The sequence below is a fragment of the Rhodococcus gannanensis genome (assembly GCF_042681175.1).
GTDB classification, from domain to species: Bacteria; Actinomycetota; Actinomycetes; order Mycobacteriales; family Mycobacteriaceae; genus Rhodococcus_G; species Rhodococcus_G gannanensis.
On sequence record NZ_JBHUFB010000001.1, the window covers coordinates 1 to 17,132 of the forward strand.

Sequence of the window (17,132 nt, forward strand, 5' to 3'; positions counted from 1 at the left end):
CTGTACGGCATCGTCCGCGACATCCAACGCGCACTTGCCATCTGGATCGGCACCTGCCCGACCTGCCACCACACCTTTCCGACCTAACAAAGTCCTACTAGGGCATGTCTCCCAATCCCCTTGTCGGCGCTCCTGGCGCTCACTCGCCGCCCTGCTGCGTTGTCGTCGGCGCAGGTACAACCCCGGTACCTGCTTCTCCTCCGTCTTGCCGGACAACGAGTGATTCGCCAGGAGCATCCGAGAGGGATTGGGAGACACGCCCCAGCGCTGTCGGTCGATCGCCGGATGGTGTGCGGCCGGCGCGGACGACGAGACTGGACCCGGGGAACCACAGTTCCCTGAAGTAACGATTTCCCCACTCGACTCACCAGCCACACCGGTGTCGTGGTTGTCTGGTCCCGATGTGGCCGACACAGAGGCCACCGTCGTGCCGACCAGGAGGGGCCCGCTCCGTGCGAACTCGATCGTCCGCCCAGCACCGAATCTCCGCCGCCCGCCGCGTCGGCGGCGCCGTCGTCGCGGCAGGTGTCGCCGCCGTGCTCGCGGCGACCGTCGCGACCCCCGCGACCGCGCAGTCGGCGGGCTCCTCGGGCTCCTCGGGTTCTGCAGGCTCGTCGGGATCCTCCGGTTCCGGCGGCGGTCCCGGCGGACCGTGCGGACAGTCGACGGGAAGCAGCAGTGGGTCGCTCGGCCAGGTGCTGCCTCCGTGGATCACCGGAGCCCCCGACGGCAGGCTGCCGGTCCTGACCGGCCGCACGAAGGCGATCGAGATGGTCACCGGACCCGGCAGCCCGAATGACACCATCGAACGGTTCAACGTCTCGGGCACCGACGTCGGCATCATGTGGGACAACGAGAACGCGGGCGGTGTCCACCAGACGATGGTCGCGTTCGGTGACACCGTCGGCGACTGCGGCGCCGAGGGCGACGACTGGCGGTCCAACGTCCTGTTCCGCAGCTCCGACACCGATTTGACGAACGGCATACGGATCGACTCGTCGCCGCTGCTACCGGACCCGCCCGGACCGGCGAACTTCTCGAAGGAGGTCGTCCCCGGCTGGGGTCTCCCCAACGAGTACACGGTGATCCCGACCGCGGGCGTCGCGGTCGGCGGCGTCCAGTACATGCGGGTGATGGGCGTGCAGTCCTGGGACACCCCCGGCGAGTGGACCACGATCTACTCGGCGCTCGCCTCCTCGACCGACAACGGCGAGACCTGGGCCCTCGATCCGCTCACCGCTCGGGCGAACGTCCCGGGGCTCAACGTCGACATCCCCGGAGTCCCACAGTTCGACGCGAACAACGCGAAGTTCCAGCAGAGCGCGTTCGTGAAGAAGGACGGTTACGTCTACGAGTTCGGCACCCCGTCGGGGCGCAGCGGCAGCGCCCTGCTCGCCCGCGTCCCCGAGGCGCAGATCGCGAACCTGTCCGCCTACACCTACTGGAACGGCTCGGCATGGGTCCCCGACCTGGCGGCGGCCGCCACCGTCATCGACTCGCCGGTGAGCGAGCTGTCCGTGCAGTGGAACGACTATCTGGGCAAGTACGTCGCGATGTACACCGACCACACGAACTCCATCGTGATCCGGCAGGCCGACAACCTCGAAGGCCCGTGGAGCGGAACCCAGACGATCCTGTCCGGACTCCTGGTGCCCTCGTTGTACGGCGGGTTCATGCATCCGTGGAGCAACGGTCGGTACCTCGAATTCGTCGGGACCACCTGGGACCGCTACAACGTCATCTACTTCCGCACCGACCTCAACGGGCTGAAGATGGCACCCGCCGACCAGGCCGACCGTCCCGACCCGGCGACCACCGGCGAGGCGCGGCGAGTCGGCACGGAGTTGCCGAGCGGCGAGGTGGTCCCCGAGTAAGGGATTCGGCAGGCGTCGTCCGATTCGCCAACCCTGGACCACGACCTGGCTTACGCTCCGGCGGCGGACGTCGAGTCCGCGTGGGGGCGTCGCCTGGACGCCGTGAACAGGGGGACCGTTGTCGACCAGAACCTTTCGAGTCTCGGGTGCCGCGGCACTCGTCGTCGCGACCGCCACGATCGGTGTCGCGACGACACCGGCAGTCGCGTCCGCGCAGTTCGTGGTGCAGCCACCGGAGGTGACCGTCGACCACGCATCGGGGACGACCACGTCGACCGTGACGGTCCGCAACCCCAATCCGGCCGGTTGGGTGCCCTTCACGTTCTGCCAGGCATACGTCGTTCCCGCCGGCGCGTGGAACGGCGGGAGTGGCTCGGTTCTCGAGTTGATCGGGCACACGCTCCGCTACCCCACCGCCCTTGTGACGCTCGCGCCGGTGTCGGGTGGTGAGCAGGCCACCTATACCGTCGACACCCTCGCCGCCGAGGGATGGGACGTGGTCGGACTCTGCGACGACGTCTACCTCCCCGAGATGAACGCCGCGACGGAGGTGGTCGGGGAGCAGGAGGTGACGGGCCGACTCGGATAGGTCACGCGTCGGGAGCGCTGCGGAATACCATGCGCCCGGGGCAAGATGAGCTGATGGACTCGACTCGGGTGGCGACCCGGTCCGCCGCGGGCGCGGCAGTCGGAGGACTGCTGTTCGGCGCCGACACCTCGACGATGAACGGTGCGATCAACGGCGTCAGACCCGACTTCGGCCTCGAGAGTTCCCTCGTCGGCTTCGTGGTCGCCGTCTCGATTCTCGGATGCGCGGCCGGTGCCCTCACCGCGGGCCGCATCGCCGCCCGATTCGGCAGCACCGGCACGATGCGCCTCGGTGGGGTGGTGATCGCCGTCGGATCGCTGCTCGCCGCACTGAGTTTCGCGGTCCTGCCACTCGCCGCCTGCCGACTGGTCGTCGGGTTCGGTGTGGGTCTGCTGTCCGTCGTCGTTCCCGGATACATCACGGAGATCTCACCGGAACGGATCCGCGGCAGGCTGGGATCGCTGTGGCAGCTGGCCATCGTCCTCGGCATCTTCGGTGGCCTGCTCGCCGACTACGCGTTGCGCACCGCCGCGGGATCCGCGGACTCGGACGTGCCGTGGGGCGGTCACGCGTGGCGCTGGATGTTCGTCGTCATTGCGGTCGCCGCCGTCGTTCAGGTGCTTGTCGCGTTGCGGCTGCCCGAGCCGACACGGGCGGGGGAGCACGAACCCGCCGGCGGTTTCGCCGCGCTTCGCGGTTCCCTGCTCGGGCTGAAGCCGATCGTCTGGGTCGGCATCGTGGTGGCCGCGCTGCAGCAGTTCGTCGGCATCAACGTCATCTTCTTCTACTCCACAACCCTGTGGAAGTCCGTCGGATTCTCGGAGGACGACGCCTTCGTCACCAGCCTTCTCACGGCACTGGTCAACATCGCCGCCACGGTCGTCGCGATCGGACTCGTGGACCGGCTCGGGCGGCGGCCGCTGATGATCGGCGGCGCTGCCGGGATGGCCGTCACCCTCGGCACCCTCGCGGTGTGTTTCGCATCCGCGACCGGCACCGGTGACGACGTGACGCTGCCACAGCCCGCGGGCACCGTCGCGCTCGTCGCCGCCAACCTGTTCGTCGTGGCGTTCGGCGTCAGCTGGGGTCCGCTCATGTGGGTGGTGCTCGGCGAGCTGTTCGACACCCGAATCCGCACGGTCGCCCTGTCCCTGACCGTTATGGTGAACTGGCTGGCGAACTGGTTGGTCACCCGCACGTTCCCGACCCTCGCCGACGTGAGCCTGCCGCTCACTTACGGCCTGTACACGGGTTTCGCCGCCGTCGCGCTCGTGTTCACGGCCCGCAAGGTGCCCGAGACGAAGGGCGTCACGCTGGCGTGACGCGCCCGACGTCCAGGGCGTCGATTCCGCGGCCTGCGACGGCCGCCCCCGTCCCCTAGCCTGTGGGAATCCTGCATATGAAATGCGGGATCGTCTTCCGAGGATCGAGGTTTCGCCGATGAACGTCTCGTCGTCGCCGCTCGTTCAGCAGGCGGCCACAGCACAGCGACGCCCGAATCTGATCGTCGTGTGGATCGTCGCGCTCGTCGCGATCATCGGCGGCCAGGGAATCGGCGCGGTGATCGCGGAAGCGGTCACCGGGCACGAGATGGACGGCAGTGTCCCCGCCCAATGGGGCGAGGTGATCACCAACGGACTCTCGCTGCTCCTGCTGGCCCTGTGGGTGATCTTCTACGAGCGCCGCTCGATCCTCTCGGTCGGCCTGCGTGACCGCCGCGGGCTCGTGCGATTCGTCACCGGATTCGGTGGTGGGTTGGTGCTTTTCGCTCTCGCACTGGGTTTGCTGGTGTTGTTCGGCGGCTACAGCGGCAACACGGTTGCGGGTCACACGACCACCGGTTCCGCGGCCGTCTGGATCGTCCTGTCCCTGATCCCGGTGTGGATCGTGCAGTCCTCGACCGAGGAGATCATCGTCCGCGGCTACCTGCTGCAGTGGCACGGACTGAAGCTGACCAACGGCTGGGTTGCGGTGATCGCGCCGTCGATCCTGTTCGCCGTGGTGCACCTCGACTTCCACCCGTTGGTCCTGCTCAACATCTTCCTTTTCGGACTCCTGTTCTCGTTCCTGTCGCTCGCCCAGGGGTCGATCTGGCTCGCCGCCGGCATCCACACGGCGTGGAACATGGCGCAGAGCAACATCTTCGGCCTTCCGGGGGAATCCAGCTTCCGTGAGGTCACCCTGTTCATCGTCGGTCCCGACTCCACCGGAGCGGCGATCCTGACCGGAGGGGACTACGGCGTCGAGGGCAGCATCCTCACCACCGTTCTCCTGGCCGTCGCGGTGTTCGCCGCATACCGCTACCACCGCACGGTCGAGGCGAGGCGTGCCGTGGAGCACCGTGACGAAAGCCACGCCGGATCCGCGACACCCACCGATCGGTGACCGGCCGCGTCGGCGGTGCACGCGGCGTCCGGCGTGATCAACTGTGAACAGCAATTGCCGGTGCCGCCGGTTCGGTCGCCCGCGGCACGACGAAAGGGTCACCAGGTGACGGGCACACACGCAGTCGCTCCCGACGGGTGGGTACCCGTCGAGCGCAGATGGTTCGGACTCCAGCGAGCGACGATCGCACCCGCGTTGGTGGTGGTGGCCTTCGCGGTGCTGTTCGCGGTGGTGACACCGGCGGTCAACGGGGTGATGACCCACGGGGAGACTGCTCGGCTGGGAGATCGGATCGCACTCGACGGCGGGGTCGCGTTCTCGCCTGCCGTCGGATGGACGATCGTCGACGGCACCGTGGTCGGGGACGAACCGCGCTCCGGAATCGGCAAGACCGCCGAGGTCGACAACGGTGCGGTGGCCTTCTCCGTCCGAACCGCGAAGTGGGACGGAACCCCGGGTTCGCTGCTCGACCAGGTGCGGGAGACGACCGATGCCCTGACCGACGCGGCCGGCCCACACGTCGTCGGCGATCCACTGCCGGTGACCACGACGAGCGGTGAACAGGGAGTGATGTCCCGCTACCGCAGCGTGTCCGCCGACGGCGCGATCGCGGCCTTCGTCATCGACGGCACCGGGGTGGAGGTCGTGGTGACCGGCCCGGTCGAGACGACGGGCATCGCGGCGACCGAGGTCGCCGGAATGATCACGAGCATCGCCGCCGACAACCGAGGAGAGCAGTGATGACCGCCTCGCACAGTATCGAGTCGAGCGGTGCAGACGACGCACTGCTCGCCGCCCGAGCCGAGGCGATCCGCAACTCGGGATGGGGTCAGGCCTTCCGTTTCGCTCAGCCCCGCAACCTCGCGTTCTGGGTGTACGTCGTGCTCGTGGCGATCGGAGCCGTCAGCTTCACCCGATACGTGGGAGGCCAGGCTCCGGCCTACGGGGAAGCCCTGATCGTGGCGACCGCCCTCTTCGCGCTGTACTGCGCACTCTTCTGGTGGTTCACCCAGCGCATCGACCGCTACGCGCACCAGTCGTGGAAGCTCATCGTGCTCGCCTTCGTGTGGGGCGCCTTCGCCGCGCCGTGGGCGATGGCGGCGAACGCCAACACCCCCATGCTCGAGATCTGGGGCAAGCTGTTCGGGCAGGCGTGGGCGGCGGACTGGGGTGCAGGTCTCACGGCTCCCTTCACCGAGGAGATATCGAAGGGCCTCGGCCTCCTGCTGCTCATCGCCATCGCGCCCCGGCTGGTGCGCACCGCGTTCGACGGCTTCGTCCTCGGCGCGTTCATCGGACTCGGATTCCAGATCCTGGAAGACATCCAGTACGCCCTCACGTCCAGCGCCGCGCAGTTCGGTGCGAATCCGGTGGGCAACGCGATGTTCACCATCGTCATGCGGATGACGATGGGTGTCGCGGCGCACATCCTCTACAGTGCGGTGTTCTGCGCCGGCCTGGTGTACTTCCTGGGCCGCCCGGCCGAACCACGACGGCGTGGACTGGGTCTCGCACTGATGGCAACCGCCATGCTGCTGCACGGCATCTGGGACAACATCGGCGGGATCGCCGGCGGGAACACGGCGCTGATGTTCCTGCTGTGGATCGGCATGATCGCCATCGCGATCGTCGTTGTCACCCGCGTGTTCGCGATGGCGGTGCCCCGGGAACGGGCCTTCATGCGCGATGTCCTCGCGCCGGAGGTAGCCACCGGAGTGGTCACCGCCGAAGAGGTCGACACTCTGGCCGGTGACCGGAAGGCACGCCGCTCGTACCGCAAACGTGGACGGAATCGCGCCGAGCGCCGCCAACGTGACCACGTCCTCGAAGCCGTGCACGACCTCGCCGACCAGCTCGCCGACGCCGGCGGACGCGACACCGGCACCGTCCTCTTCGCGCGGCAGGAGGTCACGCGCCTGCGAGGCTGACGTGGTCCCGGGCTGACCGGGTCATTTCACAGCGGGTGGTCATCGCGGGATCCGGAACGATCCGTGTTTGACCGGCGTGACGACCGGGCATCCCACCGACTCCAGTCCCCGCGATCGCCGATGCCGAGGGAGAGCGCGATGACCACCGTGAGCCGAACGTTCGTCGTGCCCGCCACGCCCGAGCGGGTGCTCCGCTATCTCGCGGACTTCTCGAACGCGGCGCAGTGGGATCCCGGCACCGTCCGCTGCACCCGCGTCGACGAGGGACCGGTTCGCGTCGGATCGCGGTGGCACAACGAGTCCAGGATCGCCGGGATCAGCACCGAACTGACCTACACCCTCGAAGAGTGGACCGCCGATCGTGTGGTCCTCGTCGGCCACAACGACACCGCGACGTCGACGGAAACCATCGTCGTCCGGGCCGATCCGCGGGGTTCCGAACTGACCTACACCAACGAGGTGGAGATGCGGGGGATGGCGAAACTCGCCTCGCCCGCGATCAAGTTCGTCTTCGAGAGGATCGGTGTCGACCTTGAGCGGCAGCTCACGGAGGCAGTCGAAGCGCTGCCGGACGACGGCGTCTGACGGAACCCGTCGAGCCGGCGCTCCCTGGGCCGCGAGTGACCGAGCACACCCCGAGGCGACCAGTGCGGCTGCGTTGCCGCAGCCCGGCTAGACTTTGCCCTGGCAGTGCCCTACGCGCCTGCCCAATTCGATCCTCCAGGGAAGGGCCCGACTCCTCGTGTCATCGCAGGTCGATACCGTCACCAATGCCGCCGCGACTCCCGATGTGGACCAGCCCTACCGGGAGCTGGGCCTCAAGGACGACGAGTACGCCCGTATCCGCGAGATCCTGGGCCGCCGCCCCACCGACGCCGAACTCGCGATGTACTCGGTGATGTGGTCCGAGCACTGCTCGTACAAGTCGTCGAAGGTGCACCTCAAGTACTTCGGCGAGACCACCACCGACGAGATGCGCTCGTCGATGCTCGCAGGCATCGGTGAGAACGCGGGCGTCGTCGACATCGGTGACGGCTGGGCGGTCACCTTCAAGGTCGAATCCCACAACCACCCGTCGTACATCGAGCCCTACCAGGGCGCCGCGACCGGCGTCGGCGGCATCGTCCGCGACATCATGGCGATGGGCGCCCGCCCGATCGCGGTCATGGACCAGCTCCGCTTCGGTGCGGCCGACCACCCCGACACCCGGCGCGTCGTCGACGGCGTCGTCCGCGGTGTCGGTGGCTACGGCAACTCTCTCGGCCTGCCGAACGTCGGCGGCGAGACCGTTTTCGACGCCTCCTACCAGGGCAACCCGCTGGTCAATGCGCTCTGCGCGGGCGCGATGCGCGTGGAGGACCTGCACCTGGCCTTCGCGTCCGGCGTCGGCAACAAGATCATCCTGTTCGGTGCCCGCACCGGCCTCGACGGCATCGGTGGCGTGTCCGTCCTCGCCTCGGAGACGTTCGACGAGAGCTCGGGCGGCCGCCCCAAGAAGCTGCCAGCCGTGCAGGTCGGCGACCCGTTCACCGAGAAGGTGCTCATCGAGTGCTGTCTCGACCTGTACCGCGAGAAGCTCGTCGTCGGCATCCAGGACCTCGGTGGTGCCGGACTGTCCTGCGCGACCTCCGAGCTCGCCGCGGCCGGTGACGGCGGCATGCACATCAACCTCGAGCGCGTCCCCATGCGCGCCACCGGCATGACCGCCGCCGAGGTGCTCTCCAGCGAGTCGCAGGAGCGCATGTGCGCGGTCGTCACCCCCGAGAACGTCGACGCGTTCATGGCCGTCTGCAAGAAGTGGGACGTCCTGGCCACCGTCATCGGCGAGGTCACCGACGGCGAGCACCTGGTGATCGACTGGCACGGCGAGACCGTCGTCGACGCACCGGCCCGCACCATCGCCCACGAGGGCCCCGTCTACGAGCGTCCCGTCCAGCGCCCCGACAGCCAGGACGCGCTGATCGCGAACACCACCGCCGGCCTGAAGCGTCCCGAGACGGACGTCGAGCTCGAGGCGACGCTGCTCAAGATGATCGCCTCGCCCGCGCTGTGCAGCCGCAAGTGGATCACCGAGCAGTACGACCGCTATGTGCGCGGCAACACCGTCCTCGCCGAGAACGCCGACGGCGGCGTCGTCCGCATCGACGAGAAGACGGGCCGCGGCATCGCACTGGCCACCGACGCGTCGGGCCGCTACACGATGCTCGACCCGTACACCGGTGCGCAGCTCGCGCTCGCCGAGGCGTACCGGAACGTCGCCGTCACCGGTGCCACCCCGAAGGCCGTGTCCAACTGCCTGAACTTCGGTTCGCCCGAGGACCCGGGTGTCATGTGGCAGTTCCAGCAGGCGGTCCGCGGACTCGCCGACGGCTGCGCGCAGCTCGGCATCCCCGTCACCGGCGGCAACGTCAGCTTCTACAACCAGACCGGCTCCACGGCGATCCTGCCGACACCGGTCGTCGCGGTCCTCGGCGTCATCGACGACGTGCACCGCCGCATCCCGACCGGACTCGGACTCGAGCCCGGCGAGACGCTGATCCTGCTCGGCGACACCCGCGACGAGTTCGACGGCTCGATCTGGGCGCAGGTCGAGCACGACCACCTCGGTGGCGTGCCGCCGAAGGTCGACCTGGAGCGTGAGCGCCTGCTCGCCGAGATCCTGCTCGCCGGTTCCCGCGACGGACTGATCTCCGCCGCCCACGACCTGTCCGAGGGTGGCCTCGCACAGGCGGTCGTCGAGGCCGCGCTCGCCGGCGAAACCGGTTGCCGCATCCTGCTTCCCGAAGGCGCCGACCCGTTCGTGACGCTGTTCTCCGAGTCCGCCGGCCGCGTCCTCGTCGCGGTCCCGCGCACCGAGGAGACCCGTTTCACCGGCATGTGCACCGCCCGGAACCTGCCGTGGGTGCGGATCGGCGTCGTCGACGAGGGCTCCGACTCCGTCGAGATCCAGGGACACTTCTCCGTCACCCTCGACACGCTGCGTGCCACCTCCGAGGGAACGTTGCCCGCACTGTTTGGATAGCCATGTGACGGGCACCGACACGACACCGGAACCCGGGACGGACGAGGCAGTAGCTTCGGGGTCCCGGGTTCCGGCTCGTTCGGGAGCCGCCTCCCCGGCACCGAACGGGAAGGAGGTTCCCGGTCTGCGCCGCAAGGTGGTCCTCTGGTTCGAGGGGGACGACCTGCACCTCCCGTGGTCATCGGAACGGCTCGCCGAGAAGCACCCGCTCGTCGCGTGGGCGTGGGGCCTGCTCAGCCTCGACTTCACCGGCATCGCGTTCGGCGCCCTGTTCTTCTGCTGGTCGCTGACGCCGTCGCTGCTGCCCCGGGACTGGCTGTACCAGGGGCTGATCGGCGGCATCACCGCCGCCATCGGCTACGCATTCGGATGCGTCGTCGGCTGGGCCACCCACCGCTACTGGCTGTCCAAGCTCCGATGGTGGCCGCCGCCGGTGCGGCTGCAGCAGATCACGAAGATCGCGGTACCCGTGCTCTCGTTCGCCGCGGCGCTGATCATGCTCGTGTACTCCGCCGGGTGGCAACGTGAACTGGCCGCCCTCATGGGTGCCGAGGGCACGACCACGACGGGCTACCTGCGGACCCTCGCGCTGAGCGCCGCTGTTGCGGCGCTGCTCATTTCGATCTGGCGGGTTCTGCGCGACCTCGTGCTCCTCGTCGCCCGCTACCTGAACAAGTGGCTGCGCGTGCCCCGCTCCGCCGCAGCGCCGATCGGAACCGTCCTCGTGGCGTTCCTCGCCTACACCCTCGTCACCGACGTCCTGTTCAACGGCGTCTACTCCTTCATGAACTCGGCGTTCAGCCTGCAGAACGACGAAACCCGCGCCGAGGTGGTGCGGCCCATGCGCGCCGAACGCTCCGGCAGTCCCGAGTCGTACGCACCGTGGGAAACCCTCGGCTACGAGGGCCGCGACTTCGTCTACCGCGGACTGCACGCCGAACAGCTGTCCGGCTACAACAACGGCGCACCGGCGAAGGAACCGATCCGCGTCTACGCCGGACTGCAGACGGCTGAGGACCCCGACGTCCGCCTCGACATCGTCATCGACGAACTCGAACGCACCGGCGCCTTCCAGCGCAAGGCGCTCGTCGTGATCCCCACCACCGGGACCGGCTGGGTCAACCCGACCGCCGCGAACGCGATCGAACTCATGTACAACGGCGACACCGCCCTCGTCGCCAGCCAGTACTCCTACCTGCCGAGCTGGGTCTCGTTCCTCGCGGACCGCGAGAAGGCCGCCGACGCCGGTCGTGCCCTGGTGCACCGTGTACACGAGCGTTGGCTGCAGGAACCCGAGGCGACGCGGCCGAAACTGCTCGTCTACGGCGAATCGCTCGGGACCCAGGCCGGCGAGGGCGCCTTCGACGGGCTCGCCGACATCCGCGACATGGTCGACGGAGTGCTGTGGGTCGGGCCACCCAACTCGAACCGGTTGTGGAGCACGCTGGAAGATCGCCGCGACCCCGGCAGCCCCGAAGTTCAACCCGAGTACTCCGACGGCCTCGTCGTGCGCTTCGCCGAGGACGCCGCCGCCCTCGCCGCCCAGAAGGGCCCGTGGCTGCACCCACGAGTCCTGTACATCCAGCACCCGTCCGACCCCGTCGTGTGGTGGAGTCCGGACCTGATCTTCAACCGACCTGACTGGCTGTCCGAGCCGCCCGGCTACGACCGGCTCCCGTCGATGCGCTGGTTCCCGTTCGTCACGTTCTGGCAGGTCGCCGCCGACCTCGCGAACGCTGCGGGGGTCCCCGACGGGCACGGACACAACTACGGAACGACCGTGGTCGACGGCTTTGCCGCAGTTGGCGCGCCCGACGGCTGGACGGTCGCCGACACCGAGCGCGTCCGCGCCGCACTGAACGCCATCGCGAACGACCAGGGCCCCGAGAAGTGACCGGGTCCGACGGCGTGAACTGTCCGTTCACCCACACCGCGACGGGCACCCGGGCGGTAGCGGCAGGGTGCGCGGTCGCGCTCGTCGCATGGAACAACGCGGTGCTGCCGAGACTCGGGCTGGGGGCGCGGGGGAGAGCGGCCGCGAACGGTGTCGCCGCGCTCGGGTTGTGCGCGCTTGCCGTCGCCGGGGGTGTTCGAGCGGACGAACTCGGCTGGCGACGATCGGCGACCGGACTCCGGTGGGGGCTCGCGGCGTCGACACTGCCCGCGCTCGCGTACCCGGTCATGCTGGCCGTGCCCGAGGTCCGGTCCCGGATGGCGGCCGGAGCGCGCCGCGCCGATCACACCGAATGGGTGTTCGTACACATTCCCATCGGGACGGTGCTCGCCGAGGAACTGGCGTTCCGTTCGGTGCTGTACGCGCTGACCCGCCGGGCCGCGCCGCGCTGGGCGACGGCGGTCGATGCCGTCGCGTTCGGGCTGTGGCACGTCACCCCCGCCCGGCACGCGGGCGACTCGCTAGCGGGAACGGTCGCGTTCACCGCAGGCGCTTCCCTGCTGTTCGATGCGCTGCGGGAGCGGAGTGGCAGCGTCCTCGCGCCGGCCTTGCTCCACCTGGTCGTCAACGCGGGCGGCGCGGTCGCCGCCGAGGTGGCTGCGGGCCGTGAGCGGCAGCAATCCGATCGGGCACGGATTGTCCGCCGCGACGTGCCGGCAGGCGCATAGCGTCGTACGCGGGAACGGAGGGACACGTGCAGGAATGGAACCGCGCAATCGACCTGATCGAGCAGCGACTGGACGACGACCTCGACGTCGTGGACGTCGCAAGGGCCGCCTTGACGTCCGAGTACCACTTCCGCCGCATGTTCTCGACACTGGCGGGAATGCCGTTGTCGGAGTATGTCCGTCGACGACGGATCACCGTCGCGACGGCCGATGTCCTAGCCGGTGAGGCCGTCGTCGATGTGGCGGTCCGCTTCGGCTACGGTTCGGCGGCCGCATTCACCCGCGCGTTCAAGGCGATGCACGGGCTGACGCCTGGCCAGGCTCGAAAGCCCGGTGCGGTCCTTCGTTCCCAACCGCCGTTGAGATTCCACCTGCGGGTGGAGGGAAGGAGCGACATGCGTCATCGCATCGTCGACAAGGAGGCATTCGCGCTGGTCGGTTATCGGACCACGGTTCCGGTCGTACACGAAGGCCCCAACCCGGCGATCGTCGAGTTCGAGAAGAGCATCGACGGCGACGCCCGTGCTCTGCTGCTGGGTCTGTCGGACAGTGAACCGGCAGGCCCGCTGGCGGTGACGGTGCGGCTGGCCGAATCGCGTTCCGGGGCAGCCGATGTCGAGTACTGGCGCGCCGTCGCGACCACAGCTGCCGACTGCGGAGATCTCGCCCGGATCGACGTTCCCGCCGGGTTGTGGGTGGTCTTCGAGGCGGACGGGAAGTTCCCGGAGGCACTGCAACATCTGTGGGCCGATGCCGCAACCGAGTGGTTCCCGGCGAACCCGTACGAGTGGATCGAGGGACCGGAGTTGCTGACGGTCCACCCCGACCCGGGCGGCGAATCCGGGACCGGCGAGCTGTGGCTGCCCATCGCACGAACTCCCTGAGGATCCGGGCCGGTAGGTTGGCGGAGTGCCTGCGCGCAAGAGAATCGACCCCGCCCAGATGCGGGCCGCTGTGACCGCGGTGGGGGAGTGGCTGACCGACGGTGATTCCGTGGCTCCCGCGCGGTCCGAGATCGCGGCCGCGGTACGGCTCACCGCCCGAACCCTCGAGGACGTCGCTCCGGGCTCGTCGGTCGAGGTGCGGGTGCCGCCGTTCGTCGCGGTGCAGTGCATCGAAGGGCCCCGGCACACACGGGGCACGCCGCCGAACGTCGTCGAGACCGACGCGCGGACCTGGCTGCAGCTGGTCACCGGGCGCGTCACGTTCGACGCGGCGGTCGCGGCGGGCGCGGTGACGGCGTCGGGCAGCCGGGCGGGCGAGATCGGTCACTGGCTGCCGCTGATGCCCACGTGATCTGCGGTGTGACGACCACGACCGGGGTGGCACCCGTGGTAGGAGCACCCTCACGATGCCCGTAGACTGAGCGTGGCCCCCGCACCCACCCCCAAAGGGAGCAACCCCGGTGACTTCAGCCGATCTGTCGGTCAACAGCCCGAATCTTCTCGCACCCGCAGACATGTCCGATCAGGACGAGCAGCCGCCCCGCGAGGAATGTGGCGTCTTCGGTGTCTGGGCTCCGGGCGAGGATGTGGCGAAGCTCACGTACTACGGACTGTACGCGCTGCAGCATCGCGGCCAGGAGGCAGCGGGCATCGCCGTCGCCGACGGCTCCCAGGTGCTGGTGTTCAAGGACCTCGGCCTGGTCAGCCAGGTGTTCGACGAGCAGACCCTCGGCGCGATGCCGGGGCACGTCGCCGTCGGGCACTGCCGCTACTCGACGACCGGGTCGACGACCTGGGAGAACGCGCAGCCGATCTTCCGGACCACTGCCGCGGGCACCGGCATCGCCCTCGGTCACAACGGCAATCTCGTCAACACCGCCGAGCTCGCCGAGCGGGCGCGTGCGGCGGGCCTGATGAACAGCAAGCGCCCCGGCGGCGCGACCTCCGACTCCGACATCGTCGGAGCGCTCCTCGCGCACGCTGCGGGCGACAGCACCATCGAGCAGGCCGCGATGGAACTGCTGCCCACACTGCGCGGCGCGTTCTGCCTCACCTTCATGGACGAGCACACCCTGTATGCGGCGCGTGACCCGCACGGTGTCCGGCCGCTGGTTCTCGGCCGGCTGGACCGCGGCTGGGTGGTGGCGTCCGAGACGGCCGCGCTCGACATCGTCGGCGCGTCGTTCGTCCGTGAGATCGAGCCCGGCGAGCTGCTCGCGATCGACGCGGACGGCGTCCGCTCGTCCCGCTTCGCGAACCCCACGCCGAAGGGCTGCGTCTTCGAGTACGTCTACCTCGCCCGCCCTGACACCACGATCGCCGGCCGATCGGTCCACGCCACACGCGTGGAGATCGGGCGTCGCCTCGCGAAGGAACACCCGATCGACGGCGACCTGGTGATCCCGGTTCCGGAGTCCGGCACGCCGGCCGCCGTGGGCTATGCGCAGGGCTCGGGCATCCCGTACGGGCAGGGCCTGATGAAGAACGCCTATGTCGGCCGGACCTTCATCCAGCCGTCGCAGACGATCCGTCAGCTCGGCATCCGCCTCAAGCTGAACCCGCTGCGTGACGTCATCCGCGGCAAGCGGCTGATCGTCGTCGACGACTCCATCGTCCGGGGCAACACGCAGCGCGCGCTGATCCGGATGCTCCGCGAGGCGGGCGCCTTGGAGATCCACGTCCGGATCGCGTCGCCGCCGGTGAAGTGGCCCTGCTTCTACGGCATCGACTTCGCGTCGCCGGCCGAGCTGATCGCGAACGGCGCCGGGGGCACCAACCACGAGCCCGGCAACATCGAGGAGATGATCGACGGGGTGCGCCGGTCGATCGGCGCGGACTCGCTCGGCTACATCTCGATCGACGGAATGGTCGCGGCGACGGAACAGCCGGCGTCCCGCCTGTGCATGGCCTGTTTCGACGGCGACTACCCGATCGAGCTCCCGTCGGAGTCGTCGATCGGCAAGAACGTTCTCGAGGGGATGCTCGAGAACACCGCAGGTGGCGCGCCGAAGCAGGACAACGACAACGCGAGTGCGCTGAGTCGACCCTGATCGGTGGCGCGAGGCCCCATACTCGTGCCGACGACGTCCGACACCACGTAGAACCCAGGCAGTGCCAGGCGCACTGACGAGATCACAGCTGGAGCTGAGTAACCCGATGACCGACGACCAGAAGCCCTCCGCCGGCGCGTCCTACGCTGCGGCCGGGGTCGACATCGCTGCCGGCGACCGGGCGGTGGAGCTGTTCGCCCCGCTCGCGAAGAAGGCCAGCCGTCCCGAGGTGCTCGGGGGGCTGGGCGGATTCGCCGGACTGTTCTCCCTCAAGGGTGGCTACAAGGAGCCGCTGCTCGCGGCGTCCACCGACGGTGTCGGCACGAAGCTGGCGGTCGCGCAGGCCCTCGACAAGCACGACACCGTCGGCCTCGACCTGGTGGCGATGGTCGTGGACGACCTGGTGGTGTGCGGTGCCGAGCCGCTGTTCCTCCAGGACTACATCGCGGTCGGCAAGGTCGTCCCCGAGCGTGTCGCCGAGATCGTCGGCGGCATCGCACAGGGCTGCATCCTGGCCGGATGCGCGCTGCTCGGCGGCGAGACGGCCGAGCATCCCGGTGTGATGGCCGACGGCGACTACGACCTCTCCGCAACCGGTGTCGGTGTCGTCGAGGCCGACGCGGTGCTCGGTCCGGACCGGGTGCGCCCCGGTGACGTCGTGATCGGGATGGGTTCGTCGGGTCTGCACTCGAACGGCTACTCGCTGGCCCGCAAGGTGCTGCTCGAGATCGACCGGATGTCGCTGACCGGGCACGTCGAGGAGTTCGGCCGCACCCTCGGTGAGGAGCTGCTCGAGCCGACCAAGATCTACGCGAAGGATTGCCTCGCGCTGATCGCCGAGACCGACGTGCGGACCTTCTGCCATGTCACCGGCGGCGGACTGGCGAACAACCTGGCTCGGGTCATGCCGAAGGGCCTGGTCGCCGAGCTGGATCGCGGGACGTGGAGCCCCGCACCGGTGTTCACGATGATCGGCCAGCGTGGCCGTGTCGAGCGCGCCGAATTGGAGGCGACGTTCAACATGGGCGTCGGCATGGTCGCGATCGTCGCACCCGAGGACGTGGACCGCGCCCTCGCCGTGCTGACGGCCCGGCACATCGACTGCTGGACCCTCGGGACCGTGGCCAAGGCGACGGACAAGCACGACGGCGCCGAGCTGGTCCGCATGGTGGGCGAGCACCCGCGCTTCTGACGAGCGCATTCGACAACAGTGAACCGCCCGAATCCCTCAGGGGTTCGGGCGGTTCGCCGTTTCGAGCAGCTGCCCGGCGCGTTCACACAGCGGGAGCGCATGCGGAAAATGAGGGGGAGCCGGGGCTCCCCCTCATTCGGTGCTGCGCAGGTGCGTGTCGCCGGTGTCGGCGGGCGTCAGCGACGCCAGTCGTCGTTGTCTTCGTCGTCCCAGCGCGATGCGCTGTCCTCGGAACGCTGATCGCTGTAGGACCCGTTCCTGTGGGAGTTCGACGAGGCACCCGACAGCTCACGCTGGAGGCTGTCGAAGTTTGTGCTAGGCGAGCTGTACTTGAGCTCGCGTGCAACCTTGGTCTGCTTTGCCTTAGCCCGGCCGCGGCCCATGGCCAACCCCCTCGCGCTTTAAGCGGGGCGGCCTGGGAATTTTTGGCGGCCCCGTTTTGAGTGTGTGTGTCTTCCTGACAGACACTCTAGCGTGAGAAACCGGCGAGCGCTCCTTCCCCTGCCCAGGAGCGGTGTCTGATTC

At 68.9% G+C, this 17,132-nt stretch carries 15 protein-coding genes; 14 read left to right on the forward strand and 1 reads right to left on the reverse strand.

Annotation, left to right across the window (positions count from 1 at the left end; translation table 11 throughout):
- The first annotated feature begins 452 nt into the window (after nucleotides 1-452).
- From ACFSJG_RS00005 to purM, 14 genes are all read left to right on the forward strand, one after another.
- Entirely contained in the window at nucleotides 453-1,874 is a 1,422-nt protein-coding gene (locus tag ACFSJG_RS00005) for a DUF4185 domain-containing protein (protein WP_378483150.1), read from the forward strand.
- A 118-nt stretch (nucleotides 1,875-1,992) separates the two neighbouring features.
- Complete coding sequence (locus ACFSJG_RS00010; RefSeq protein WP_378483151.1) at nucleotides 1,993-2,463, forward strand: hypothetical protein; 471 nt, start codon at nucleotides 1,993-1,995, stop codon at nucleotides 2,461-2,463.
- A 53-nt stretch (nucleotides 2,464-2,516) separates the two neighbouring features.
- Nucleotides 2,517-3,785: an MFS transporter gene (locus tag ACFSJG_RS00015; protein ID WP_378483152.1), complete on the forward strand. Its 1,269-nt coding sequence runs from the start codon at nucleotides 2,517-2,519 to the stop codon at nucleotides 3,783-3,785.
- 118 nt (nucleotides 3,786-3,903) lie between these two features.
- A complete protein-coding gene (locus tag ACFSJG_RS00020; protein ID WP_378483153.1) occupies nucleotides 3,904-4,848 on the forward strand; it encodes a CPBP family intramembrane glutamic endopeptidase in 945 nt (314 codons plus the stop codon).
- A gap of 105 nt (nucleotides 4,849-4,953) precedes the next feature.
- Nucleotides 4,954-5,589, forward strand: a complete 636-nt coding sequence (locus ACFSJG_RS00025) for a hypothetical protein (protein WP_378483154.1) — start codon at nucleotides 4,954-4,956, stop codon at nucleotides 5,587-5,589.
- On the forward strand, nucleotides 5,589-6,776 hold the full coding sequence (locus ACFSJG_RS00030; RefSeq protein ID WP_378483155.1) for a PrsW family intramembrane metalloprotease: 1,188 nt from the start codon (nucleotides 5,589-5,591) through the stop codon (nucleotides 6,774-6,776). Before ACFSJG_RS00025 ends, ACFSJG_RS00030 begins: the two co-directional genes overlap by 1 nt.
- Nucleotides 6,777-6,914: 138 nt before the next feature.
- A complete protein-coding gene (locus ACFSJG_RS00035; RefSeq protein ID WP_378483156.1) occupies nucleotides 6,915-7,361 on the forward strand; it encodes an SRPBCC family protein in 447 nt (148 codons plus the stop codon).
- Between the two features lie 157 nt (nucleotides 7,362-7,518).
- The gene (purL, locus tag ACFSJG_RS00040; RefSeq protein WP_378483157.1) at nucleotides 7,519-9,798 is read left to right on the forward strand and encodes a phosphoribosylformylglycinamidine synthase subunit PurL; all 2,280 of its coding nucleotides are present in this window, start codon (nucleotides 7,519-7,521) and stop codon (nucleotides 9,796-9,798) included.
- 163 nt (nucleotides 9,799-9,961) lie between these two features.
- The gene (locus tag ACFSJG_RS00045; RefSeq protein ID WP_378483359.1) at nucleotides 9,962-11,692 is read left to right on the forward strand and encodes an alpha/beta hydrolase; all 1,731 of its coding nucleotides are present in this window, start codon (nucleotides 9,962-9,964) and stop codon (nucleotides 11,690-11,692) included.
- Nucleotides 11,689-12,420: a CPBP family intramembrane glutamic endopeptidase gene (locus tag ACFSJG_RS00050; protein ID WP_378483158.1), complete on the forward strand. Its 732-nt coding sequence runs from the start codon at nucleotides 11,689-11,691 to the stop codon at nucleotides 12,418-12,420. Before ACFSJG_RS00045 ends, ACFSJG_RS00050 begins: the two co-directional genes overlap by 4 nt.
- Before the next feature lie 26 nt (nucleotides 12,421-12,446).
- Entirely contained in the window at nucleotides 12,447-13,304 is an 858-nt protein-coding gene (locus tag ACFSJG_RS00055; RefSeq protein ID WP_378483159.1) for an AraC family transcriptional regulator, read from the forward strand.
- 25 nt (nucleotides 13,305-13,329) lie between these two features.
- Nucleotides 13,330-13,716, forward strand: coding sequence for a sterol carrier family protein (locus ACFSJG_RS00060; RefSeq protein ID WP_378483160.1), 387 nt, complete (start codon nucleotides 13,330-13,332; stop codon nucleotides 13,714-13,716).
- A gap of 109 nt (nucleotides 13,717-13,825) precedes the next feature.
- Nucleotides 13,826-15,415 (forward strand): amidophosphoribosyltransferase, encoded by a 1,590-nt coding sequence (gene purF, locus ACFSJG_RS00065; protein ID WP_378483161.1) that lies wholly within the window; start codon nucleotides 13,826-13,828, stop codon nucleotides 15,413-15,415.
- A gap of 106 nt (nucleotides 15,416-15,521) precedes the next feature.
- Nucleotides 15,522-16,607 (forward strand): phosphoribosylformylglycinamidine cyclo-ligase, encoded by a 1,086-nt coding sequence (gene purM, locus ACFSJG_RS00070; RefSeq protein ID WP_378483162.1) that lies wholly within the window; start codon nucleotides 15,522-15,524, stop codon nucleotides 16,605-16,607.
- 176 nt (nucleotides 16,608-16,783) lie between these two features.
- Here purM and ACFSJG_RS00075 read toward each other — a convergent pair whose 3' ends face one another.
- A complete protein-coding gene (locus tag ACFSJG_RS00075) occupies nucleotides 16,784-16,990 on the reverse strand; it encodes a DUF3073 domain-containing protein (RefSeq protein WP_378483163.1) in 207 nt (68 codons plus the stop codon).
- Nucleotides 16,991-17,132: the final 142 nt, after the last annotated feature.